The sequence below is a fragment of the Falsibacillus pallidus genome, assembly GCF_050990905.1.
Classification (GTDB): domain Bacteria; phylum Bacillota; class Bacilli; order Bacillales; family DSM-25281; genus Falsibacillus; species Falsibacillus pallidus_A.
Genome location: NZ_CP158866.1, coordinates 3,438,726 through 3,463,527, shown reverse-complemented (window position 1 = coordinate 3,463,527; position 24,802 = coordinate 3,438,726). Strand labels below are relative to the sequence as shown.

General features: G+C 40.4%; 18 protein-coding genes. 11 read left to right on the top strand and 7 right to left on the bottom strand.

What is annotated here, in order from left to right; genetic code table 11:
• Positions 1-315: 315 nt before the first annotated feature.
• Positions 316-1,251 (top strand): murein hydrolase activator EnvC family protein, encoded by a 936-nt coding sequence (locus ABTV07_RS18050; RefSeq protein ID WP_433744923.1) that lies wholly within the window; start codon positions 316-318, stop codon positions 1,249-1,251.
• Between the two features lie 175 nt (positions 1,252-1,426).
• On the opposite strand, the gene ABTV07_RS18045 is transcribed toward ABTV07_RS18050, so the two are convergent.
• Both ABTV07_RS18045 and ABTV07_RS18040 read right to left on the bottom strand, forming a co-directional pair.
• Positions 1,427-1,774 (bottom strand): EamA family transporter, encoded by a 348-nt coding sequence (locus ABTV07_RS18045; RefSeq protein ID WP_433744920.1) that lies wholly within the window; start codon positions 1,772-1,774, stop codon positions 1,427-1,429.
• 15 nt (positions 1,775-1,789) lie between these two features.
• On the bottom strand, positions 1,790-2,701 hold the full coding sequence (locus tag ABTV07_RS18040; RefSeq protein ID WP_433744917.1) for a decaprenyl-phosphate phosphoribosyltransferase: 912 nt from the start codon (positions 2,699-2,701) through the stop codon (positions 1,790-1,792).
• Between the two features lie 108 nt (positions 2,702-2,809).
• Between ABTV07_RS18040 and ABTV07_RS18035 the strand changes: the two genes are divergently transcribed.
• The 3 genes from ABTV07_RS18035 to ABTV07_RS18025 all read left to right on the top strand — a co-directional run bounded on the left by ABTV07_RS18035 (position 2,810) and on the right by ABTV07_RS18025 (position 6,270).
• Positions 2,810-4,027, top strand: a complete 1,218-nt coding sequence (locus tag ABTV07_RS18035; protein WP_433744915.1) for a hypothetical protein — start codon at positions 2,810-2,812, stop codon at positions 4,025-4,027.
• Positions 4,028-4,288: 261 nt separating this feature from the next.
• Positions 4,289-5,974: an S-layer homology domain-containing protein gene (locus tag ABTV07_RS18030; protein ID WP_433744912.1), complete on the top strand. Its 1,686-nt coding sequence runs from the start codon at positions 4,289-4,291 to the stop codon at positions 5,972-5,974.
• Positions 5,975-6,063: 89 nt separating this feature from the next.
• Complete coding sequence (locus ABTV07_RS18025) at positions 6,064-6,270, top strand: serine hydrolase (RefSeq protein ID WP_433751351.1); 207 nt, start codon at positions 6,064-6,066, stop codon at positions 6,268-6,270.
• Between the two features lie 229 nt (positions 6,271-6,499).
• Here the strand turns inward: ABTV07_RS18025 and ABTV07_RS18020 are convergent, their stop codons facing one another.
• Positions 6,500-7,594: an acyltransferase family protein gene (locus ABTV07_RS18020; RefSeq protein ID WP_433744911.1), complete on the bottom strand. Its 1,095-nt coding sequence runs from the start codon at positions 7,592-7,594 to the stop codon at positions 6,500-6,502.
• A 308-nt stretch (positions 7,595-7,902) separates the two neighbouring features.
• Here ABTV07_RS18020 and ABTV07_RS18015 point away from each other — a divergent pair, with 308 nt between their 5' ends.
• A complete protein-coding gene (locus tag ABTV07_RS18015) occupies positions 7,903-10,056 on the top strand; it encodes a 5'-nucleotidase C-terminal domain-containing protein (RefSeq protein ID WP_433744908.1) in 2,154 nt (717 codons plus the stop codon).
• Positions 10,057-10,130: 74 nt separating this feature from the next.
• Here ABTV07_RS18015 and ABTV07_RS18010 read toward each other — a convergent pair whose 3' ends face one another.
• Complete coding sequence (locus ABTV07_RS18010; protein ID WP_433744905.1) at positions 10,131-10,478, bottom strand: hypothetical protein; 348 nt, start codon at positions 10,476-10,478, stop codon at positions 10,131-10,133.
• Positions 10,479-10,745: 267 nt separating this feature from the next.
• Positions 10,746-10,904 (bottom strand): hypothetical protein, encoded by a 159-nt coding sequence (locus ABTV07_RS18005; protein ID WP_433744902.1) that lies wholly within the window; start codon positions 10,902-10,904, stop codon positions 10,746-10,748.
• A 195-nt stretch (positions 10,905-11,099) separates the two neighbouring features.
• Between ABTV07_RS18005 and ABTV07_RS18000 the strand changes: the two genes are divergently transcribed.
• Both ABTV07_RS18000 and ABTV07_RS17995 read left to right on the top strand, forming a co-directional pair.
• Entirely contained in the window at positions 11,100-11,981 is an 882-nt protein-coding gene (locus ABTV07_RS18000; protein ID WP_433744899.1) for a helix-turn-helix domain-containing protein, read from the top strand.
• A gap of 192 nt (positions 11,982-12,173) precedes the next feature.
• Positions 12,174-14,684 (top strand): S-layer homology domain-containing protein, encoded by a 2,511-nt coding sequence (locus ABTV07_RS17995; RefSeq protein ID WP_433744896.1) that lies wholly within the window; start codon positions 12,174-12,176, stop codon positions 14,682-14,684.
• Between the two features lie 105 nt (positions 14,685-14,789).
• Here the strand turns inward: ABTV07_RS17995 and ABTV07_RS17990 are convergent, their stop codons facing one another.
• Together ABTV07_RS17990 and ABTV07_RS17985 are read right to left on the bottom strand one after the other, a co-directional pair.
• On the bottom strand, positions 14,790-17,093 hold the full coding sequence (locus tag ABTV07_RS17990; RefSeq protein WP_433744894.1) for a S8 family peptidase: 2,304 nt from the start codon (positions 17,091-17,093) through the stop codon (positions 14,790-14,792).
• A 123-nt stretch (positions 17,094-17,216) separates the two neighbouring features.
• The gene (locus ABTV07_RS17985) at positions 17,217-20,120 is read right to left on the bottom strand and encodes an SH3 domain-containing protein (protein WP_433744892.1); all 2,904 of its coding nucleotides are present in this window, start codon (positions 20,118-20,120) and stop codon (positions 17,217-17,219) included.
• Positions 20,121-20,497: 377 nt separating this feature from the next.
• On the opposite strand from ABTV07_RS17985, the gene ABTV07_RS17980 reads away from it, so the two are divergent.
• The 4 genes from ABTV07_RS17980 (at position 20,498) to ABTV07_RS17965 (ending at position 24,801) form a co-directional block, all read left to right on the top strand.
• A complete protein-coding gene (locus tag ABTV07_RS17980; protein WP_433744890.1) occupies positions 20,498-23,263 on the top strand; it encodes a phosphodiester glycosidase family protein in 2,766 nt (921 codons plus the stop codon).
• 125 nt (positions 23,264-23,388) lie between these two features.
• Positions 23,389-24,111, top strand: coding sequence for a glycosyltransferase family 2 protein (locus ABTV07_RS17975; RefSeq protein ID WP_433744887.1), 723 nt, complete (start codon positions 23,389-23,391; stop codon positions 24,109-24,111).
• 6 nt (positions 24,112-24,117) lie between these two features.
• Entirely contained in the window at positions 24,118-24,456 is a 339-nt protein-coding gene (locus ABTV07_RS17970) for a DUF2304 domain-containing protein (protein ID WP_433744885.1), read from the top strand.
• A 3-nt stretch (positions 24,457-24,459) separates the two neighbouring features.
• Positions 24,460-24,801 (top strand): EamA family transporter, encoded by a 342-nt coding sequence (locus ABTV07_RS17965; RefSeq protein ID WP_433744882.1) that lies wholly within the window; start codon positions 24,460-24,462, stop codon positions 24,799-24,801.
• Position 24,802 lies beyond the last annotated feature (1 nt).

Below are 24,802 nucleotides of genomic sequence, written 5' to 3'. Positions count from 1 at the left end.
TCCCTAATTCCTTTCTAGGAATTAGGGCTATTTCTATTTGAGGAGGAAGTTATATGAAGAAGTATGAAATTAAGAAGAATAGTATAAAGCATGCCCCTGGAACTTTAAAGCATGAAAGTGATATTGGTTTCAAACGCAGAACGCCCTGCCGAGAGATGATCTCAGCAGGGCATTTCTTTTTGTTGTTAACTTTTTTACCACAAATAATTATAATCTCCCTCCTAAAAATTGGTACATATTGGTTGCTAAAAAACTTGAAATTTATGTTATTATTTCCTAGTAGTGTAATAAAACCATATATTAGGAGGATTCGTTTTGAAGAAAAAGATTTTCAAAGTATTAGTTTCAACTATCTTACTTCTATGTCTGCTGCCATTCCAACAAACTCTTGCTGCAGTAAATTTCACTTGGCCAGTAGATAGCGGCTATACTGTCTCCAGGGGAATACAACCCGATCATAATGGTTTAGATATTGTAAAGAGTGGCAGTTCTGTTCCAATTAAAGCAAGTGCCTCTGGAGAAGTAATTTACGCTCAATATCATCCAGGGTCAACTCCTGAAAAATCCTATGGATATCTAGTTGCTATTAAACACACAATTGGTGGAGAAACGTACATTACGAAATATGCACATATGAGGAGTAACCTTCAAGTTTCTAAAGGACAATATATAGCTCAAGGACAAGTGTTAGGTTATATGGGATATAGTGGTCACACTATTCCTAGTGGACCAGATGGACAACATCTTCACTTCGAAATACTCAAAGGTACCACCAATATGTGGGATACAGCCTATTGCGTGGATCCGTATGATTACTTAGGAAAAGCCGAAACACCTGTTTATCATAAATTTGACGGTACATGGGCCACTTTAAAAGTAAATACAGCTGATGGTTCAAGTCAAGTCAATGTATTTGGAGGTCCAGGGTATGGACTAAAAGGCACTGTACCTAATGGTGGTTCCTATAAGGTTTACAATAAGGCTATAGGTCCTGATGGACACGGGTATTTTGATATTGGAAATAGTACCTTTATATTAGAGGATCACGTTGATGTAACACCATATAAGGGTACAATAAATACACAGTATGCTGTAAATATTTATAGCACTCCTGGAGGTGCATATGCAGGTCGGGTTGATGGTGGTTCATCCTATAAAATTTATGGTGCACAAGTTATTGACGGTGAACAATGGTATGCTATCTCTAATCTAGGTTGGGTAAAAGCTCAATATTTAAATGTGGTTAAGTAAACATTCATCATAATAGAAGGATATTGGTGCCTGACCCCCGCAACTTTAAAGCGCGAAAGTGTTGGAAGTTCCAAACGCAGAATGCCCTGCCGAGAGATGATCTCAGCAGGGCATTTCTTTTTGTTATGCAAGAAGGAAAAAGATAGGGACAGTAAATTAATAACAGAAGCAACCATCAAGACCTAGAAATAAACACAATCCCAATCATAATAAAAACCAACCCTGCAACTCTCAATGTATTGATGCTTTCCCCGAATATGTAGTAGGAGGCGATGACTACGAGGACGTAGCCCAGGCTAACCATCGGATAGGCATAGCTGAGTTCGACTTTTCGGAGGACGAGCATCCACATCACGGCACTTAGGCCGTAAAGACCTAAGCCCAGGATGTTATATAAAGTGAAGAAGCCGAGGATTCCATCTCTAGTACTTGGATGATTGGCTCCGAGTTTAAGGACGATTTGTCCGCCAGCACTAAGGAATACAGAAACTAAAATAAGAAGAAAGTTTTGCAAAAAGTTCACTCTTTTCCACTAAGATTAATCAAAGAATACTATTATGATGATGACTGTTACTGCATAAAGACACACGGTTGAGAGGATATGCTTGTCCTCTAACAATACTTTTTCAGGTGCCCCTCCATTTCCTTCTACATGAATGATATAGAGGTAGCGGAATATGCCGTAGATAACAAGTGGGATTGTCCACATGAGATAGGTCGTATGGCCTGAAGTGAAAGTGAATAGGGAATAGCTGATGATTGTCAGAGTTGAAACAATACTTGTCAATTGATTGAGTAAGTCAGTTGAATAGCTTTCCAGCACCTTCCGATGGGAGCCTTTCTGTTCTTCAAACAGCAAGAACTCCTGTCTTCTTTTCGTAATGGCCAGGAATAGGGACAAAAGCATAGTGCATAGCAGGAACCATGATGTGAAATTTACATGAATGACAAGCCCGCCAGCAATGGCTCTGAGGACAAATCCCGCTGCGATGATCATGATATCGATTATAACGACGTGCTTTAATCTGATCGAATATAAGACGTTTAAAATGAAATAAAAAAGCAGCAGTCCCATAAATAATGGATTGATCGTTGATGCAGCAACAAGCACCCCGACTAAGAGAATTCCGCCAGCTGTTATGGCAAATATGGGATTAAGGGCTCCGGAGGCCATGGGGCGGTATCGCTTCTCTGGATGGATGCGGTCAGCTTCTAAATCCATGAAATCGTTCAGGATATAAACACATCCTGCCACGATGCAAAATAAGAAGAAGCCGATGATGGTCATCCATAAGTCATCCAGACCGATTTTTTTGATAGAAAATATAGGTGCAGCAAAAAGAAGCAAATTTTTGGTCCATTGTTTTGGCCGCATTTGGAGCAGAAACAAAATTAGTATATTTTGCTGTTTAAGTTCGAGCTGTTGATGATTTTTATCATTAAAAGACATATTACTTCTCCTAAAATCTTTTTTACGTCTATAACCTATTGTATACTATAAGCTGGAAGCACTGGAATTGAAAATCTGTTACTAAATAAAGAAGACTGGGTGAAAAAGTTGATTAAAGATTTTTTGCAAAAAAATAGACTTGCCATGATATTCTCCGTTTTAGCAAGTTTATTCTATTTCTCTATTGTACTCATATATTATCCTAAAACAACTATCTTTTTTAACAATGGGCAATTCGATGTTTTGTTTGATACCGACACAGGCGTGATCTTTAAAGGAGATTGGTTTTATGGAACGGCTGCCGACATAAGGCATTTTTTATTCCGAAACTTTATGTCGCCATTCATATTCCCCATTAAAGTATTGCTGGGTTCAGATGTCTTGGCAAAGCATCCCACGGTTTATGGAATTTATATCGCTTTTATTCAAATTGTATTTATGAGTGTAAACACCTTTATCATTTTGAAGCTTATGAAGGATTTCGGTATTGCCAAGTGGACAAGGATTTTGTTGGGCTTGCTGTTCATCACTGCATGGCAGCAAATTTTCTTTTCAGTAAATTTAGAACGATACTTTTTGGGGCAATTCTCTCTCCTCTTTTTCCTCTTGCTTGTTCATTTAAGTAAAACCAAGTCAATGATTGTAAATGGACTGGCTGGTATACTGTTGATTGGGACGACAGTGACGAATATATATCTATTTTTCGCCAATTTAGTCGTAGCCAAAATGAGTTTAATTAAAAAATTGCTCCATGTATTGGTATTTGGTATTTTATTCTACTATGTTCTCCTTTTTGGAGGCGGTGGTGGGCAACTACTAAGTGCATCCGGTTTCTTGGGAGGATATACTGATAAATTCACAGAAAAATACCCTTTGATAGAGCTACCAGGGAAAATCTTCACGAATCTATTCTATTCCTCTATCTTTCCGCCAAACCTTGACCGAAGTGTGAAAGATGCATTTTTCCAATCAAGTCATGTGGACCTCATTCCTGCAATCCTCGTGGGCATCATTTTGATTGTCAGCTTTTATACCATTTGGAAAATGAGGAACAATCCATTTGTCTTGCTTTTAGGATTCGTATTGCTAGGGAACCTGGTCTTACACGGATTTGTTCAATTTGGCTTAAGAAGCGCAGCAATGTATACAAACCATTTTAACTTTGTTTTCTACCTGCTGATCGGTTTCTTTTCAACATTGATACCAGCAGATAAACGGAAGTGGTTCTATGCATTCCTGGGTGTCTGGCTTGTAGTCTCACTCTACCAAACAACAAACCTATTTATAGAAATCTACCAACTCGGAATAACTGCCTACGGAAGATAACCAAATGGGACGGAGGGACAGGTTCCTTGTCCCACACTCTTCTTACAAAAGCATAATATTCAAAGAAGGGAACCAAAAGCTAAGGCTTTCTGGTTCCCTTTTTTCTATTTTAAGATTCTTATTAAGGGATCGATTACAGGAAAGATGCATAAGGAAAAAATATTAAATTATGGAAAAATCTATCTAATTAATCTAAAATGAATATTGTCATATTTTGTAATAGGAGTTGTCTGGCATTTAAAAAGAGAAGGGAAGAAGAGAATGAGAGGGAAGATTTTAATATCCATTTTTCTGGCCGCATTTATGTTTTTATGTTTTCAGATTACGACGAATGCAAAATCTCATGAGGGCGTCAAAATCGGGGTGGCAGTTTCGGCTTTGTCGGAGTCCTACCCATTCATAGAAAGACCAGGTGGAACATACGAGGGTACGTCTGTTCTTCCTAAAGGGCTATCCTCATCCATTAAAAATAAGAGGATTAAAACAAAAATCCTTTTGGAGCAGTTGGGGTATGATGTTACGTATATTTATGATGAACAATTGAAGGATGCAAAGAAACTTCAAGAATATGATTCTATCTTTTTCCCGAATACAGTCATGATGTCTTCGGAAGAGCGTGCCGCAGTCAAGGAGTACATCAAGGATGGAGGCGGAGCATTTTTTGGATATGGGTTCGCTCGTAATGACAGTGCACGCTATCCTTACAAAGCAACTGATCTCGATCGGACAGCGGTCATCTATGACACCCACTCCTGGGTATATGAATGGGATAATGCAAGTGAGATGATTCAATCAGCCTTTATTAATGATGTAGTGGTTTATGCCATAGAGTATGGAAAAGGGAAAGCTGTTTGGATCGGTTTCCAACCACTGGATTATATCAATATTCCGAATGACCAGTCTGAAGAATGGGAGACATTCGATACGAAAGGGCACAAACAAGTCCGCGGGGATTCTTGGGATGGTCTCGTCGGAGGAGAGGATTTAAAGGCGTTTATTGATGAGGCGGTCGCTTGGACAGCGGAACATAAGGAAAAATATTTACCAATCGATCAATCAAACTCCATATCACTGACAGAGGTAAGTGCATATCCACGTGCCAATGATTATGTCGTTTATGGCACGATGACAACCCATAATACAGGTAATGTGGTGAGCAGGGGGACAATGGTGGCAGAAATTTTGGATCCTTCCGGAAAAGTAGTACGTACGTACTCCAAATATGTTGTAGGTCTGACTCCAGGACAGTCAAGTTATGCAGAAAAGGTTTATTTTACTCTTCCTAAAAACCTGGCTGCAGGAAACTATATCCTCCGTGCCACCTATCATTCTGGGAAGGAAGGCACCGCACAACTTGTCCTTACGGGCGATCAGGTTCAATTACAGATTGCGAAGGCAGATCAAAAGGGGCAGATCCTACCACTGAGATTCAAGGATATTCCATCCTCCTTTTGGGCAAATAAGGACATTTATGAACTGTATTCAAGTGGATTGATAAGTGGATATAAGAATGGAAACTTTGGGCCACAGAATAATATCACGCGTTTACAAGCAGCCATGATTTTGACTAGAGCACTGCACCTTAAGGCTGAATCGAGACCTGATCCAGGATTAAGGGATGTGAAGAAGGGGCAGTATGGCTACGATGTGATTTCTACTGTTGTAGATGAAGGAATATTTAGCGGAAGCAATGGAAAGTTTAATCCTGATAAATTATTGACAAGGGAGCAAATGGCTAAAATCCTCGTTAACGCATTTGCTTTGACTGGGGAAGAAAAAATCAGTTTTTCTGATGTTCCTAAGGGAAGCTGGAGTGAATCATTTATTTCAACCCTGTTAGCAAATGATGTGACCCAAGTACAAGGCAGCTTCAGACCTTCTGAGTATACGAATCGTGCTCAGTTTGCAGCATTTGTACATAGAGCGATGAGTGCTTCCATTCAATAATAACGACAAAATGGGATAAGGGGACAGGTTTCTTGTCCCTATTGTTATTAATATAGAAGTTAAAAGGGAGAACGGTCTATAACACAACCATTCCTGCGGGCATTACAGATGTACCCGTTGCTCATAAAGTTGGCATTATTCCGATGAATCTTGTTTATAATGATGCGGGTATCATCTACGATAAGGGTGAGTATGTATTAGCCATTACTACATCAGGTTTCAGCTATGAGTATTCCCAAAGGGTCATTGCGTCCATTGCTTCTATGATTCATAAGGTTCATAAGGCCCTATCATGATGATGACTATATTTACAAAAAAAATGATGTTGGGTTGTTTGATAATTCTTCAGGGCAACTAATAGAAGTTGGAAGAGTTAGATAACTGGTATGGAATTATTATTGGGGGAAGGATCGGATACATTGCTAAAAACGATAGTGAGCGAATAATGCATTGAAATATCAGAGCTAGTGAGAGTAATTATGAGAAAAGACCGGGCATTTTGTCAATTCGCCCGGTCTTAGCCTTTTAAGAAGCATTCTCTAATTCGTTTGTTTTATAAGAGGAATAGGAAGGTACCTTACCTAATTTCCCTATAAAGGCGAATCCAATCGGTAAGCGGTTCAATAGCATACTCAATAGGATAGATATAACAATTCCCATTGTAAATTGAATAGTTGTATAAAGAATAATATTCATATTATCAGGCAGCAAGTCATTCGTTAATAATTGAACTAGCGGATGCAAGAGGTAGATAGCGAATGAATAACGGCTGATTTGCAGAATGAAATTAGGCGCTTTTTTAAGCTTGGAAGTAAGCTGGAATAATAATACGTATAAGATTACTGTATATATTAAAATATCAATTCTTCTAGACGACACAATTTGCAGAGTGCCAGAATGATAGTTATATAGAACATATCCTGCTGCAAAGAAGACAAGCAACATCAAGGCGTAGCGGTATTTTTGCAGCTTTTCCTTGAACAGAGGAATATTTCTGCCTCCATAATAGGCAATGGAAAAATAGAAAATCCATCCTAAAAAAGGTAGTCTTGAATATCCATACCAGATTTCTTCGGCATTTTGCAGATTATTCACAGGCGGTTCAATAAAACTAAAGATATATAAATAAACGACATTTATAACAAATGAAAATGATACAATCAGCCAAGGATTCGTCTTGGATAAAAATTTGTTATAAAAAGTGTGCAAGAAATAAAATTGAAAGATGATCACGATAAAATAACCATGCCAAGAGGCTTGTAATAAATTGTGAAGCGATATATCCATAAATCCTTTTATGGTATTGGAACCAATTGAATTATAGTAGAAAGAATAAACAAGAGCCATCATGATGTATGGTAAAAAGATAAACATAAATCTTTTTTTATAGAAACCCTTCGGCAATTTGTCTGGATATGCATAACTCAGTATGAACTCTGAAATCAGTATAAACATCGGAGTTGCAAATAATAGGATCATTTGCAATGTCCTGGCAATTTGAACGGTTGTTTGTGGCAAGGTGTGATGACTGACCAGCATGGTAAGAGAATGGATACCCACTACACTCATACACGCAATAGCCCGTATAAAATACAACTCATTAATAGGCTGTTTTTTCATATTAGCATCTTACCCCCTTTAACTATTACTCCATAACAATAAATTTCACTAACCAACATACCCAGATTATTAAATAAAAACAATCGCAATTCTTCCCAATAAAACAAATACATGGTACATATCAATCTCTGAAATTAGCTGGATTTATACTTGTAATTTTGTCGAATCTCATTTTGGAATGGGTCGAATTATCTGTTTTGACAGATTTGTATAAAATTTTACAAATTTTTCACCACAACTTTACATCTTATTGCTAAAATGAAATAGGTTATTGGTTTCATATTTTAATAGGTAAAGGGGAAGGGAATATGATTCGTAAAATTGGGAAACGTGTTGTGAGCTTTGCGCTCATGAGTGCGCTCGCAGTAGGTGCTTATGCAGCTCCATTCAGTACAAGCTTTGTAAAGGCTGAAACAGCAAATGTTAAGGTTCAGCTTTTAGGTGTCAATGATTTTCACGGTAATATTGATAGTAAGTTCACTGCTGATATCGATGGGGATGGCACGGAAGAAACAGTCGGAGGCGCAGCTTACCTGGCAGCCAATATGGCAAAGAAAGCTCAAGAGAATCCGAACACTTTATATGTCAACGCTGGGGACATGTTCGGTGCAACACCACTTATCTCATCTGCTTTCCATGATGAGCCGGTAGTAGAAATCATGGAAAAAATGGGATATGACGTAGGGACTCTAGGAAACCATGAATTGGATGAAGGCATCGCTGAATTAAAGCGTATGGTCAATGGGGGAGCTAATGCAGACGGCACTGGCGATCCAAACTATGATGGAATGGACTTCCCTGAAATTTCAGCTAACGTATGGGATACTTCCTTGAATGATTTAGTTCTTAAACCATATGAAGTAAAGGAAATCGGCGGGCAAAAAATCGGTTTTATTGGAATCGATACGACTGAGACTCCCGATATCGTTGTGAAAAAAGGCAATGAAAACCTGGCTGTAACGGATGAGGTTGAAGCCATCAATAAATATACGAAAATTTTAAAAGACCAAGGTGTAAAAGCAATTGTAGTCCTTGGACATATCCCAATTGAACAGAATAAAGACGGTGGAGAAGGGACAGCGGACTATATCGCAAGTCATGTTGATGATGAAGTAGATATCATTTTCGCGGGGCATAACCACCAAATCGTTAAACGCGAAGTCGATGGAAAATTGATCATTGAAGCATCTGAATATGGTAAAGCTTTCTCCGCTGTAAACTTGGAAATCGATCCGACAACAGGGGATATCGTAAAGAAAGATGGTCAAATCGTCCTTAATTACCAAAAAGATGTCACTCCGGATGCTGATGTCCAGGCAATCGTGGATAAATATGCTGAAAAAGTAAACGTAGTGAAGAATCAAGTCGCAGGTACAACAGACATGGTATTGGAAGGCGGATACGGGGTGCGCGGCCCTGTTGGGGACAACGCTCTTGGCAATATGATTGCTGACGGCATGGCATGGAAAATGGATGCTGAGATGGCATTGATGAACGGCGGCGGAATCCGAGCTGATGTAGATGCAGGGGATATCACATTCGGCGATTTATTTGCGGTCCAGCCATTCGGGAACACGCTTGCAAAAGTTACACTTACAGGCGACCAGCTGAAAGCTGTCATGGATAGCCAAATCAGTCAAAAATATGGTCCCGACTTCTCCATTTCAGGATTTAAGTACACGTATGACCATGCTACTAACAAAGTTGTAAGCTTAGAATTGCCTGACGGTACACCTGTAGATCCAAAAGAGGAATACACAGTTGTTGTCAATAACTATATGCTTGACCATGCAGCTTACCGCATCAAAGAATTTGCAGGGGATAAGGTGGAAAATGGTCCAACGGATATTGATGCTACATTCGAATATGTAAAAGCTCAAACAGGCCCAATTGAGTACTATCCAGAAAGTCGCATCCAAGAAGTTTCCAATACATTCAAGGACGTTGGCTATGACCAATGGGCTAACCCATTCATTACGGATTTATTCTTGAAGGATATTGTTAAAGGTACAGGAGATGGAATCTTCTATCCAAATAGAGAATTGACTCGTGCCCAGTTCGCTTCCATGCTCGTTCGTTCTCTTGATCTGACTGCAAAGGGTGCTTCCCCATTTGCAGATACAAAAGGATTGGCAAAAGAAACGCAGGATGAAATCGCAGCGGCATTCGAAAATGGTTTGGTCAAAGGAAGCTCCCCTGACAAGTTTGAACCGAACAAATCAATCAGTCGTGCCCAAATGGTGACGATGATCATGAGAGCTTATGAGATGAAGAATGGCAAATACACAGCTCAAGGTGATGTTGAGTTTAAAGATCTTGGAAGCTATGATGCTGAAATGAAGAATGCTATTCTAGCTGCTGCTGAATTGAAAATTGTCCAAGGCTATGGAGATGTTTTCAAACCAGGAAGCGGTGCTACCCGTGCGCAAGGCTCCAAAGTGCTTTCTCTTTACAATAATTAATATGATTGATTAACAAAAGAAAAACGCTGGCAGCCGCCAGCGTTTTCGTTATTCAACTGAAGATATATATTTTTTCAGGACACAATCGCTACGTTAGAAAGGGTTTCAGCAAAGTATACCTTGCTGATTCCGATGATTTTAAGAAAATATAGGATCTTTTTCAATCCTTGCTCTTTGTTTTCTTCAAGGATTGTTACGTCGTGGATCACAGCCATTTTTCCTTTTTGATTATTTAAAACAGGCATTAAGTCGTAGCACTCTCTCGAATTATAGGTTAAGGGGTGAGGATGATTGTGTTCTGAATACGTGTAGACGACTGCTTCTCCAATTTTGTCAGCAAAAACCATGAAGTTAAATGAAAAAACAATGGCATTGTCTTCTTCCAAAAAAGAGGGTTCAATCTTCATTTCCATCTCATTCATTTCATCTTGCACCTCCTATAATGATTCTTTCTAACTATAAAATAACAGGTTTATAGAAAAGGTGTATATCTTATGTATAGGAATTTGAGGTCGGTTACTAGTAATTAAAGCCTGTTTTTCTTTAAAATCACCATTTTATATAACTACAAGCATATTCCTGAAAGAATATATATAGGGAGAAATGAATAAAAAAGACACTCTGCCTTGGCAGAGTGTTAAAGAATGAGGTATTTTTCCGATATACTAGGTATGCAGCAAATAATTTTATTAAAGCATTGGTGGTAATTCTTTAGCAAGCATTGGCGGAAGTTCTTTAGCAAGCATTGGAGGCAGCTCGGCAGCCTGTTTTGTTGAAATGCTTAATGAGTAACCTGCACCAAAAACTAATAATGAAGCAGCAACAATGGCAAATAATTTCTTTTTCATGAATAAATCCTCCCTTTTTTCTTCTTAGTAGCAGTAGTAAGATAATTTTTAATGTTATAATTATTAAACCATAAACAATTAATTTACGCATTATCGTTCTATATACCTATAAAACTTATTTTGTGGTTTTTTCTTACATTATCATCCGGAATCAGATAAAAATATAACTTTAGGCATATTTAGGAGAGAACTTACATGGACTTTTTTGCAATAGGAAGTAAAATCAAGGAACTGCGCAAGCTGATTGGCCTTTCCCAAGAGGAATTGGCTGACGGAATTTGTACGCAAGCGCAGATCAGTAAGATTGAAAAAGGCGACGTTTATCCTTACGCATCAACGTTATATTTAATCTCTCAAAAGCTCGGTCTTGATGTGAATTATTTCTTTGATATCGGTATGACTCCCAGGGTGGACTACGTTCAGGAAGTCGCTAGAATATTAAACAACTACCGCCGGGACCATAAGTACGATCAAATACTTGATTTGATTAAGACAGAAGAGAAGAACCCTCTATTTACACAAAACAAAAGAAATATGCAGCTTCTGCTTTGGCATAAAGGCATTTGCACATTTCTCTTTAAAAAGGATTCTGAAAAAGCACTCAAGATGTTAAATGATGCATTAAAGCTTTCCCAAGTATCTGATAAGATCTGGACGGAAAGAGAAATTGAGATTCATATATCAATCGGGGCAGTCTACTCGGAAATTCACGATTTTGATCAAGCTATGAAAATATATCAGTCTGCAAAGGACCATCTGAATTTACTGCCATATATCAGCGATGACAATATCAAGCCGAGGCTTTTTTATAATATTGCAAGGCTTTACACTAAAAAAGGGGAATATAAAACCTCTATTGATTATTGTAAAGAAGCTATCCAATACTGCATAGATAAGGATAACTTGTATTGTCTCGGAGAATTGCATTATCATCTGGGCTACAATTATGAACTTGAGGAAAAAGGGCTGCTGGCTGTGAAATACTTTGAAAAAGCCTTGTTCCTCTTCAATCTTCAAAAGGATGAAAAGTACATTTCCTTCATCAATGAAAAAGTCGAAAAATTAAAAGTTAAGTAATATCAATGAAGACACCCTAAAACAGGGTGTTTTTTCTATTATTTTCTTTCATATCTAAACCCTTCCATAATATGAAACTATTTATCATTGAAAGCAGCCTATAATTCCAGTAACTTCAAGTACGAGGAATAAATCTCATAAAAAGACCATTTTGGAATAAGGGGTAAATATTTTAATTGGAGGGTTAATTTCATGTATAAAGAAAAAAGTTACAAGAAGTTCATGGCTGCATCTGTGACGAGTGTTATGGTGGCAAGTTCTCTGACACCTGTTTTCGCAGCTGAACAAACATCTACATTCTCTGATGTAAAGGCAGGAATGGACGGTTATAAAGAAATCACGTACTTAACGGATAATGGTGTCATCAATGGCTACAAAGACGGTACATATAAGCCAAGCCAATCAATTTCCCGCGGACAAGTGGCAAAAATCCTTGCACGTGCATTAGAACTTGAAGTTCCAAAGGATCGCAGCGACTATCTGTTCCCTGATGTAAGTGTGAATAACAAAGACCAGGAATTGGTTGATGCAATTGCTGCTGTAAGCAATGCAGGAATCTTCTCCGGTAAGACAGACGGTAAGTTCCACCCTGAACAAATGATGACTCGCCAGCAGATGGCAAAAGTATTGACCATTGCGTTCGACTTGGATTTATACGGCGGTAAAAATCAAGTGGAATTCAAAGATGAAAATAAAGTATCAAAAGACCTTGATGAATATGTTGCGGCAATTGCCGAACTTGGCATAACCATTGGCCATGACGGAGAATTCATGCCTCTTTCCAATACATCCAGAAAACAGTTCGCCCAATTTGTCTACCGTGCGTTCTTCTTTGAAAGCAACCCGACAGTGGATGGAGTTGAATTGGTCGGAGCTGATGACAACAGCCTTCAATTGGATGCAGATCAATTAAACGGTCTCCACATCACCGGCGAAGAATTGAATAAGCTTGATACTATCACGTTCTATACAAATGGAATCGCTGATAAAATCGACTTGGCTGTAGAAACGAAAATTGGTTCTGTGCTTGTAAGGGAAACAGCAACTGGTGAAGGCCAAAACTACATTGACCTGGATGTTAAAGCCCTTCGTGAAAAACATGGCGGCACACTTCCAAACGGTGCATACTACTTTAATATCAAAACGACTAACACGGTTGGAGATACTCTTGAGTACGCTGCAACAATGGAAGCTGTTCAACCGACAAAACCTGAATTTAAGGCAATGTCTGTGAATGGTGCGGTCACTGATAACGAAGCGTTCATGAAGACTACTTACAATGAAGAGCAGTTCAAACAATTGAAAAATATGAACTTTGCTTTGACTGAAAAAGCCGACACTGCGGTTGTCACGGTGAAAAACGGAGACTTTGAAAAAACATTCACTACAAAAGATACTGATTCCATCGATGTGGATTTCGCTAAGCTTCGTGAAGAAAATCCAACTCTTCCTGCAGGAAAATATACTGTGGAACTTATGTATACAAACAATGTAGGGGAAAAGAATGCTTTCACTACTGACTTTAGCGTTGATGGAGCTCCGACAGTAACTGGAGTTGAAAATAATAAAGTCTACAACGCGGATGTAACACCAGATTCTGATGCTGATGATATCGTATCTTCTGAATTGGTCTATAATGGTGCGAAACAATCCGTTTACGATCTTGGTGAAAAACTGCACCGCGATGGGCAATATGAATTGACATTGACGGATAAAGCTGGCAATAAAACAACAACGGCATTCACTATTGATAAAACGGCTCCAACTGTTGACGTGACTGGCCTTGATCAAACTGAATTCCATTATGGAGATGATTTGACATTCTCTGTTGCGGCAAGTGATTCCAATTTCGATAAACTTTCCGTTACAGTCGATGGAAACGAAATCGATGCAGCGAAGCCATTCACAATTGCAACTGATGGTTCCAAAGACGGTAAGCATACCCTTGTTTACTCTGCACTCGATAAAGCTGGAAACAAAACAGAAAACACGATTGATTTCAATGTTGATTCAACTCTTGCGAATGTTGACACTGCTCAAGAATTAACAGCAGCAGTCGCAGCGGATAAAGTAGCGAAAGTCAACTTGACTGGTGATGTGGCAATCAATAATACATTAACTATCGATCATCCAGTGATGCTTGATGGTCAAGACCACACATTGAAAGTGACGTCTACTGGATATGGTGTCTTATTGGATAACACAAAAGGGATCACAGTATCCAATTTGAAAGTGGATGCTTCGGCAACTGGATTGTACGGAATGAAAATCCAACAGGTTGAAGATTTAACTATAGATAACGTTTCTGTATCAGGTGCAGGAAGATCCAATATCGATTTGAATGGTGTTAAAAATGCCGCGCTCTCCAATATCACTGTTAAAAACGCAGTGAAAGGTGTAGGATTTGCTGCTACAGCTTCTACAGGCGTAAAAGTAAATGGCATCACGACTTCTAACAATGCATGGGGCGGGGTTGGACTTTACACTGGTTCAGAAACAGCATTTGCCGGAGATAACACATTCTCTGAAACAACTGCTGGGGTTTACACAGACGATAAAGGCCACGCAGCTGTAACAGGATTCGCTTACAAAGTGACATCCACTGATGCAGGCTACGGAACATATGCATTCTACTTTGCAACAAAAGAAGCAGCAGATGCATTTGCAGCTAAATTCACAAATAAATTAGTAGAAAAAATGTAATACCTAAACAGGAGAGTGCCTCGGCTTATAGCCGAGGCACTCTTTTTTTGATGCTATTCGACAAAAACCGGGGCGTGACAGTCACCTGGAGTGTTACTTGAGGTTTCACCCTCGGTTTTTGTCGAGATAGCGGTATGTTCTCATGATCATGGCTGCGAACTGTGCCCTTGTAATGGGATTGTTGGGCTTAAAATAGGGCTGCTTTGTAATGATGCCCGCTTCAGCAAGTTTTTGTACGGCTGTGTAAGTCTCACTATTTTGTTTGAGATCTGAAAAGTTATAAGATGTTTCCACATTTGTGAGCTGTGGAAGGGCCCTGCTCAGTATCAACGCCATCTGGCTCCTGGTCAGATGGCTTTCTGGTTTGAAATTCCCGTCCGGGTAGCCATTGATGATTCCTTTCTGGTAAGCGACCATGACGGAATAAGATGAATAGCTCAGTTCATTTGATACATCATGGAAAGGGGATAGCAAAGATGTTAGTTCTGTCCATCGGAAGACCCTATCCATCATCATGGCGGCATGCTTTCTGGAAATATAGTCATTTGGTTTAAAGCGTCCGTCGGCATAACCGTTAATAAAGCCATTCATTGCAGCTTTCTCAATATCGCTTCCTGCCCAGTAGTCTTTTGGGACATCCGAGAAGGATTTTACTCCTTCATCATTTTTATTTTTTAAAAATAGTTGATTGACTGATTTTATGCTGCTGCCATCACTGATAACGGAGAATAACTGCAATCCATCAGAACCATCAGGTACGGGCAGTTCAATATTCTCCGTTTCGCTTTTCAACACACTTGTGGAAATTAGCTGTTCATTGATAAATAAATGCAGCTTATCTCCAATTAAAGCGGGGGAGACCGCAAGAGGATATGTGCCGTCTTGAACCGGTTCTCCATTTTTTAATGTCAGCCATTCACTCCGGGAAAGAGTCATTGAATCTTTTAAAATCTTATTTAGATATACTAGACCATAGCCGCTTTGTTGGTCAAATCCAAAGGACAGGGTATCAATTGTGCTTGTGAATAGAAGGTCCCTCAGTTCTATCAAACTGATCCCTGGATGATCAAGCTCTGCCAGAATGGCTGCTGCTGTTACGACTGGAGCGGCCATGGAAGTGCCGCTGAGCAGTTTATAACCATTATCCAGATAGGTGCTTAGAATATTTATCCCAGGGGCGCCGAGGTCTACTTCCCATCCGTAGTCAGAAGTGCCCACTCTCTGAAGTGATGGATCTAATCCAGAAACTGTAAGCACATAAGGATACGATGCAGGAAAGACCGACTCGGTTGATATGTTCCAGTTTCCTGCTGCCGCAATGACAGGGATTTGATTATGGAATGCATTCTTGACAGCCTCCTCCAGCATAGTTGTCTGGCCTTTTCCTGCTAAACTGAGGTTAATGGCTGCCGCACCGACATCAACCGCATGATTCACTGCTTGGCTGATTTCAAAATCTCCGCCTAACCCATTTTTATCTAACACTTTTAATGGAAGGATATCGACAGGCGCATTTCCCAATAAGCCGGAAATTCCTTTTCCATTGTTCGTGCAAGCTGCAAGAATCCCTGTGACATGAGTTCCATGTCCAAATTGATCGATGGGTGCGTCCATTCCTTCTTTATAATCTTTCCCCAGGCTTGTCAGGATGTTTTCGCATAAATCATCATGTGTGGAGACACCTGAATCAATGACTGCAATGACTGGATGATTCACGCCAGTCACCTTATTGACTTTGGGAGTGGTATTCCAATTCTCTGAAAAGTGAAGGGAAATATACAGCTGATTGAAGTTCTTATCCTTTGGAAGAAATACATCCAGTTTTTGAAGGCTCCCGGAATTTTCTGCAATTAGGCTCCCGTGTTCATCTTTAAGGGTAAATCCCCAGTTGCCTTCTGAATGATCAAGTGTGAGGGAGAGCCTCGAGAGTTTTTCCCCATTGATTTGAATGGAAAAGGATGTGCCGGATAATGAAAGCCCCTCATAAGGGAATGACACTCCGTTTAAAATGAATGTCTTATTCAAAAGCAGATTTTTATAAGGGACCGGGTACTTTTTCTGAACCGCATCAAAAGAGACGGCATCGAGTCCCCATTGTTGGGAGGCGTATGTATCGTTTAACTGAATGGACGTAGCTTTCTTTATATAATTTGGCTGGACTTCCATCGGATAGACTGCACTTAATGCTTGTATTTCAGTTTTTGTGGCTGCTGCTTTAATGAACGAACCTTCACGTTCCTCAATTATATTTGGATGTGAGGAGATAAAAGAATCCATCAATCTATCATTCTTAAATTGAAGAATCCATTCTTGTGATCCATCATTTGTTTCTTCTTTGGCAGCTGCAGGTACTGTTGGAAGAATGATGAATAAAGAAAGGATGAAGGCCGGTACTGCTCTCCATTTCATGATGAAACACTCCTTAGGGAAAATAAAAAACCCCCCATCCCATATTCCTGCATAGGAGAATGGGTTTTTAGGCCATTGCTTAAATGCAGGAGGGGGAGCGGGGGAATGAAATTCTATTCGTTCCTATTGATATTCGGGAACATCAAAATACAAAGTATAGCGGTCTATTAAATCGTATAGTTTTTTAATGGTGGCCACCTGTTTGACTGCCCATCCAATATCCGTTGCGTATTGATGAGATCCAGCCCTTGCAGGATTCCATCGCATTTCGTATAGGGTATCCTGTGCATAGTCAGTGTTGTGGATGTATTGATTTGCGATATATTCAGCACCGCCGATGATGGCTGCCTCCGGTGTGAACCAGCCATTCTTATAGGCCGTTTCTGCACCGCATGCTTCCGGACAGCTGTCAAAAGCGCCGACCCCATACATGTTGTAAACCATTTTCGGTTCTACTGGCTGTCCATCTACTGAACTGACAAGAATACCATTTGCCAGCCTTGAACTGCCATTTCCTGTTTCCAAAAGCGAATGCGCAATCAAATAGATTTCATTCACATTAAATTGAAGACTGGCTTGAACAAAGGCCTGTCCTTTTCCTGTGAGGATCCCTTTATCGAAAAGAATTCGATTATTGATATCTTCATAGCGGATTCCTGCATTTTGGGAAAGCACAAGGAATTGGAAGTAATCCGCACTGTCCTGATTGAAATTCAATGGATCAAGATATTTGGCTACATCTTCACGTTTTGCATTTCTCCATGGCCCATATTTGATTTCCAGCCAGTCTCCCTGCTGTGAAACGACTGTCACAGTCTGCCCAAGGCTTACTGTTCCAAGGATCCATGCGGAAGGTGAGGCTGCTTCCCTTACATTCAAGGAATCGGCTGTCACCGTACCTGTTGTCGGGAAAGTTGTCCCGTTTAACTTGACGTAATCTTTATGAACATACGTTTTTTCATTGCGGTATAAATCTGTCTGCGGATGCGCATTCATTTGAGTATCCGTCATTTGTGCAAGGGATTGGTTGTACTTGGTGTAGCTGAAAATAGGACCGACGATGACATTGGCTTTATTGATGTAGCCAAGGCGGTCTCCAAGTGCTACTTTCCACCAAGATCCGGATTCTCCTAGAATAGGATAATATTCATTTTTAAGAATTGTTCCGAACGGTACTAGCTTTCCGTCTGTATTATCATAGATTTGAACATCTTCAGGCGCCAATAAGTCTATATCCGTATTCGTTACTGGACTTGTGATGAAATTGGCAGCTTTGGAACTGGAGGATGGCCTTGTCGAATCTTTCCATACATAGCCGTAGCCCCTTCCCAAATCGATTTGGTGCCAATTGCCGTAATCTTTTATTCGCTTGTATGTTTGTCCCTTTTGAAGGATAGAGACTTTACGCAGATACCCCAGCGTATTTTCATAGGCATAAACGTTGTCTTCATAAACTTCGAAATACTGATCTGTTGTTTTAAATGGAAGCTTCACGTTATCTTCATAAACATATCCATACCTGCCTGCATAATTCACCTTGTACCAGCTGCCCATTTTGCTGATGAATTGGATGGAGGCACTTTTGGAAAGCATCCCATATGGAACAAGTTTTCCTGATGTATTATCAAATACCTCTGCATTCCTTATCATCGTAAAGGCTCCAAGGGATGAAGTGGATGTGGCAAGGTTTTTAATCCCAGGGTTTGTGCTAGGCTGGGCGTCCCCTTTATAGACATAGGCAGTCTTGCTTCCGAATTGGACAAGAAGCCAGTTGCCGCTAATCCCTTTAAATGGATAGACCTGTGATGAATCAAGGGTCGCTACCTGGACCAATTTGCCGGTCGAATTGTCATAGAGTCCCAGATTTTTCACAGAAGGTTTGAAGTAGTGGTCGCTGCTGGAAAAATCCATTTGCACACTGCCGCTGTATACATAACCAAGACGGCCGGCCACGTTGACCTTATACCAGCTCCCCATGACACCGACGATTGGGTAAGAGCTGCCCTTTTTCAACTTTGCAAATGTGACAAGGGCACCAGAGGAGTTGTCATAAACATCGACATCCTCAGAAACACTGAATTTTTTACTGGAATCGACAGCATCGCTCCAGTTTGAAGCTGCATCTTTAGATGATGGAAGGGTGTCAGGACCATATACGTATCCGGTAAAAGAACCGAAGCGTATTTTATGCCAATCTCCCATTTGACCTAACCGTTTATACGTCTGGCCTTTTTGCAGTATTCCTGCCTGGGTGAGTTTCCCTGAGCGGTTATCGTAAACACCGATATCTGCCTTTGGTGAAAAATACTCTATAGTGCTGTCAAACTGAGTGGCCAGTACAGGCTCAGCGGTATTGTCAGATGCTGCTTTTAATTGTGCACTATTATCTTCAACTTTTGCTGGCTGAGATTGTTCCGCATCTTTGTTTACATCTGAATTTATTATGGAATCTTCAGACTTTTCTTCTTCCTTTGCGGCTGAATCTTCCGGAGCGGTGGTTTGCTCTTCATTCGCCTCAACCGCGTTTACATTTTCTTTTCCTATGTATCCTTTTGTTCCGCCGATAGAAACTTCAAAATTCTCTTCTGTCTCTGCTCCGGCTGTAAGAATGATACCTGGCTGGAGGACCGCGATGATCTCATCGTTTTCAATATCCCTTGCAGTCGTTTCTTTTACGACTTGAATTCTCTTGGAGTCATCATTGGGAGCAGTCATGGCTGCGTCCTTATCAGAATCCTCCATTTGAACCTCGCTAGCCGAAACGACGACTTTCGGTTCAATGTCAGTGAGTTCTATTTCTTGATGATCGTTCAGAAAACCTTGGAACATACAGCCCTTCTTTAAAAGGCCTGCTTTTTGCTGGCTGTCTTTAAAAGTTAAAGCAGCATCTTCATTGACTTGAAAGGACTGAGTGGCTGTGACTTTGGTTTCATTTGTTGATTGTGCAAAGGCGGCATTCGTCTGTGGAAGAATGCTCAAGGCTGTTAGAAGCACAATCAAACATAATGAAACGAGTTTTTTCGACATGTATCAAAACTCCTTTTTCCTAATGTTACCTATTATTATATCTTTTTCTTAAATAACATTTAAGTGGAAAATTTTTATAGTTTTTCTGGTTTATATACCAATATTTTCTGCATCTCATAGAAGGCTCCATATGTTAAAATATAGATAACCAACCGGGATTTTATATTATTACAACATTATAGAATCTCGACTTTGACCACCAGAAATGGTGGTTTTTTTCTTTTTAAGAAAAATAAACTTACTAATATTTAATAATCCAAATTAACTATTTTTTAAAATTTATTGAAATATATGGTACTGTCCCCTAGAATGAAACGGAGAAACTATCAATATTTTGTAATTTTTTGTAAAAAATACATGAATTTTGGGGGGATATGATGTTATCAGGAAACAAGATTGCTAGATTGCTAGTGATCATGTCGGCTCTTTTTGTCATTGGATTCATCGGAAGCAGTACCACAAGTGCTGCCGAGAAATATATGGTTACACCAGGCGTCACTCTTGAAGAAGCGAACATGACGATTCACTCTCAGCCACAGGCTGTAAAGGTACTGGATATGGATCTTTCTAATCCTTATATCAAGGTCGAAAGCGGAATTCCTGTCCCATTGACCAATTTGCAGAGACCATCGAATGCTGCAAAGAACAATACATATGATGGGCACCATGTAGTTGGCGCCATCAATGCCTCTTTTTATCACTTTGATTCAAGGCTTCCGGCCTATTTGGTCGTTCAAAAGAATCGTGTTTCTACATTAGGTGTCATTTCAACAGGATTCGGCGAATATATGAGCATCCCATCTGCGTTTGGAATCGACAAGAATGGAAAAGGACATATAGGGAAATTCAGCTATGATTCGTCATTCACTGTTAATGGTTCTCCTTCACCCATTACATCCATCAACAAATCACGGGGAGTGGGAGAAACGATTCTCTTTACCCCGAATTACAGCTATTCCTCTACTAGAACCAATTCTTATGGAATGGAAATTGTCGTGACAGGCTTATCTCAAAAACTCGATGAAGGAATCGAATTCGGCAAACCGATTACCGGAACGGTAAAAAGTGTGTCGGCTTATGGAACTGGGAATTCCGTCATCCCTGATGATGGATATGTCCTTTCTGTACAAGGTGGGGAGCTCGCAGCCAAATATGCGGATTTCAAACCGGGGCAATCAATCAATCTTACTGTAAACGTAGATGATTCCTGGAAGGATTCTCAGTTCATGCTTGCCAGCGGACCGCTGCTTGTTCAAAACGGAAAAGTCAATATGACAATCGATCCCAATAGTGCGAGAGCGAGGGAACGAAATCCAAGGACAGCGGTCATCACCAATCAGGACGGGACAAAGGTATCTTTTGTCACTGTTGATGGAAGGCAGTCTGGGTATAGTGCTGGAATGACTTTGTCCGAATTCGCAGATTACTTGGTCAGCATCGGGGCTTACCAGGCTCTTAACCTGGATGGCGGCGGCTCAACTACAATGTCCGTCAGAAGAAACGGAAATATTTTCCCTACGATGATCAATTCTCCTTCAGAGGGGGTAGAACGCTCCGTTTCGGCGATCTTACAAGCAGTGAGTACAGCACCAATCGGTGACCCAGCCATTTTGGATGCCTCCATTTCCGGAGAAAACTCAATTTTAGTAGGATCATCCCTGACGGTTTCTCCAAACTATATACTCGATCAGTATTATCATCGATTAACAGCAGATCCATCAAAGTTCCAATACGCTGTTGAAGGCGGAGTCGGTCATATGAACGGCAATGAATTCATTGCGGATAAAGCAGGAAGCGGGTCGATTGTGGTCCAATATGGGGCGGCTGTGAAGAGGTTCCCAGTCCAAGTCATTGCATCGCCTGCAAGGGTGGAAGTTTCACCGGTGAATTTGACTGTAGCTCCAAAATCGACTGTGAAGTTCTCTGTCAAAGCTTATGATGCTTCCAATAGGGAATTGACCGTCAACCCGAATGTCATTCAATGGTGGGCAACGAATGACATTGGAGTCATGTCCCAAGATGGAACATTTACGGCTAATGACGTAAATAAAAGCGGAGTGGTGCAAGCAACCATTTTAGGTGTAAAAGGACAGACGGCAGTGCGTGTGGTCAATACAGCGCTTGCCATTGATTCTATGGAAAATGCGGTATTGTGGAAAGCCGAGACGGCAAGGGCTGCAGCTTCCATCAGCTTCCCTGGTGCTTCCTATCCATACCATGACGGAAGTACGGCATTAAAATTGGATTATGACTTTACCCAGGGTGCAGCCGGCATTGCAGCAGCATATGCTTCCTTTAATAATCCTGTGGAATTGAACGGCAAGCCTAATTATATCGGGCTTTGGGTTTATGGAGATGGGCAGAACCATTGGCTAAGAGGAAAGCTCCTTGATGGAAAAGGGCAAGAAGTCACGATTGATTTCACGGAAGAAGGCGGATTGAATTGGACGGGTTGGAAATATGTCAAAGCAGCTGTCCCATCTACTATTACTCTTCCAATTAAATTCTCGAAAATTTATGTAGCTGAAGCGACAGCAAGTAAACAGGGAAGAGGAACGCTTTACTTTGATAAGCTTCAAGCGGAATACGGCACTTCCTATATGGAGCCGATTTTCACAGATGTCCCTAACGATCACTGGGCACAAGTGGAAATAAACTATTTAACAAATAAAAATGTCATCAATGGATATCAGAATGGTTCGTTCCTGCCAGAAAACAGCTTGACAAGGGCTCATGCCGCAGCGCTGCTAGCAAGAGCTTTGAACCTGGATACAAAAAATGTGAATGATCCGCATTATCAGGATTTAGGTGCAAATGACTTGTACTATAATGAAATTGCGGCTGTTACAAAAGCCGGGATCATGAACGGAAAGAATAATGGGACAGAATTTGATGCAGAGGGTCTTTTGACGCGTGCACAGATGGCTGCCATATTAGCAAGGGCGTACGATTTAAGTGGAACAGTATCCGATCCGTTCAAAGATGTTCCTCCTTCTTACTGGGCATACAAGGAAATTCATGCGCTGCTGGCCAATGGCATTACGACCGGCTATGAAGCGGATCATACATTCAAACCAAATAACACTGTAACAAGGGCTCAATTTAGCGCTTTTCTCTATCGCATCGACAATCGCGATAAGTAAGATATATGAAAGCTGCGGAAAATCCGCGGCTTTTTTTCAATCTACCGTTTTTGAAAAAAATTGAAGCTTCATGGCGAAATCTGTATTATTATTAAAGGATGCACAAAAATGGAGCGTGAGAACCAATGAGAAACATGGAAGAGGAGAAAATTCTAATCATTGTACCTGCTTATAATGAAGAAGAGGCTATTGCAGGGACAATCAAGAAGCTGCAAGCCCTCAAACAAACCATTCCGACGCTGGACGTGTGCATCATCAATGATGGTTCAAAGGACCGGACCGCTGAAATAGTAAAGTCATACCCAGATGTAACCCTTCTTGACCTCCCTTATAACTTGGGGATTGGAGGGGCAGTACAGTCTGGCTATAAATATGCATACAAAAACGATTATGATGTGGCGGTTCAATTTGACGCGGATGGCCAGCATAACGAAGAAGATCTTCTTGCTGTCATCAAACCCATTCTTTCGGGTGAATGCGATATGTGCATCGGATCCAGATTCGTTGAAAAGACAGATTACGTGGGAAATCCACTTCGGAGATTAGGCATCATGTATTTCGAGTTTCTACTATATGTATTGACGAGGAAAAAATACACGGATGCAACATCCGGCTATAGAGCCATCAACCAAAAAGTCATCAAAATGTTCGCATTTGATTATCCTAAAGACTATCCCGAACCTGAGGTCATTTTGTTCCTGCATAGAAGAAAGATGAAAATAAAGGAAATTTCTGTGAATATGAAACAGCGCCAAGGGGGAACATCCTCCATTACTCCTTTTAAATCCATTTATTATATGTTCAAAGTGACTTTATCCATTTTGATGCAGAAATTGATAAAGGAGTAATGTTATATGAAAGTCAGTTTTCTATCCTTTATTTTAGTTTTGCTGCTTTTCTTCCTTGTTATTGAATCAGTCAGACGGGGATTGTTGGAAACGAAATATTCCCTTCTATGGATCATAACTTGTGTCTTTATGGCAATCCTCAGTTTAAATGAAAAATTTATTAATACATTGGCTAAATGGGTGGGAATCGTCTATGCTCCATCCATGCTGTTTTTGTTCGGACTCCTTTTTGCAATCTTGTTGATTTTTGATTTGACGAGGAGAGTGTCCAAGCTGAACAAGGAGTTGACCCAATTAGCGCAGGAACACGCCATCCTCAAAGAAAAAATAGAAAAGAAGGATTAATTCATGGTTTATCTACTGCTGCTTTTTAACATACTCATGCTCGTTTCAGGACAAGTCCTCTGGAAGATGGCTGTGGCAAATGTGGAAAAATGGGATGTCCAAACTGTCCTTGCTCTCATCATCTCTCCTTACTTCATCGGAGGCGCGCTGTTGTATGTAATGGCAACCGGCCTTTGGCTTGTCATATTGACGAAGCTCCCATTGAGTGTTGCCTATCCGAGCCAAAGCCTCAGCTATATCTTCGGGGCCATTGTGGCATTGATGATTTTTAAAGAGACGCTGCAGCCCGTTCAATGGGTTGGGATGGCTATCATCGTGTTCGGCGTCTTTTTAATTGCAAAATAAG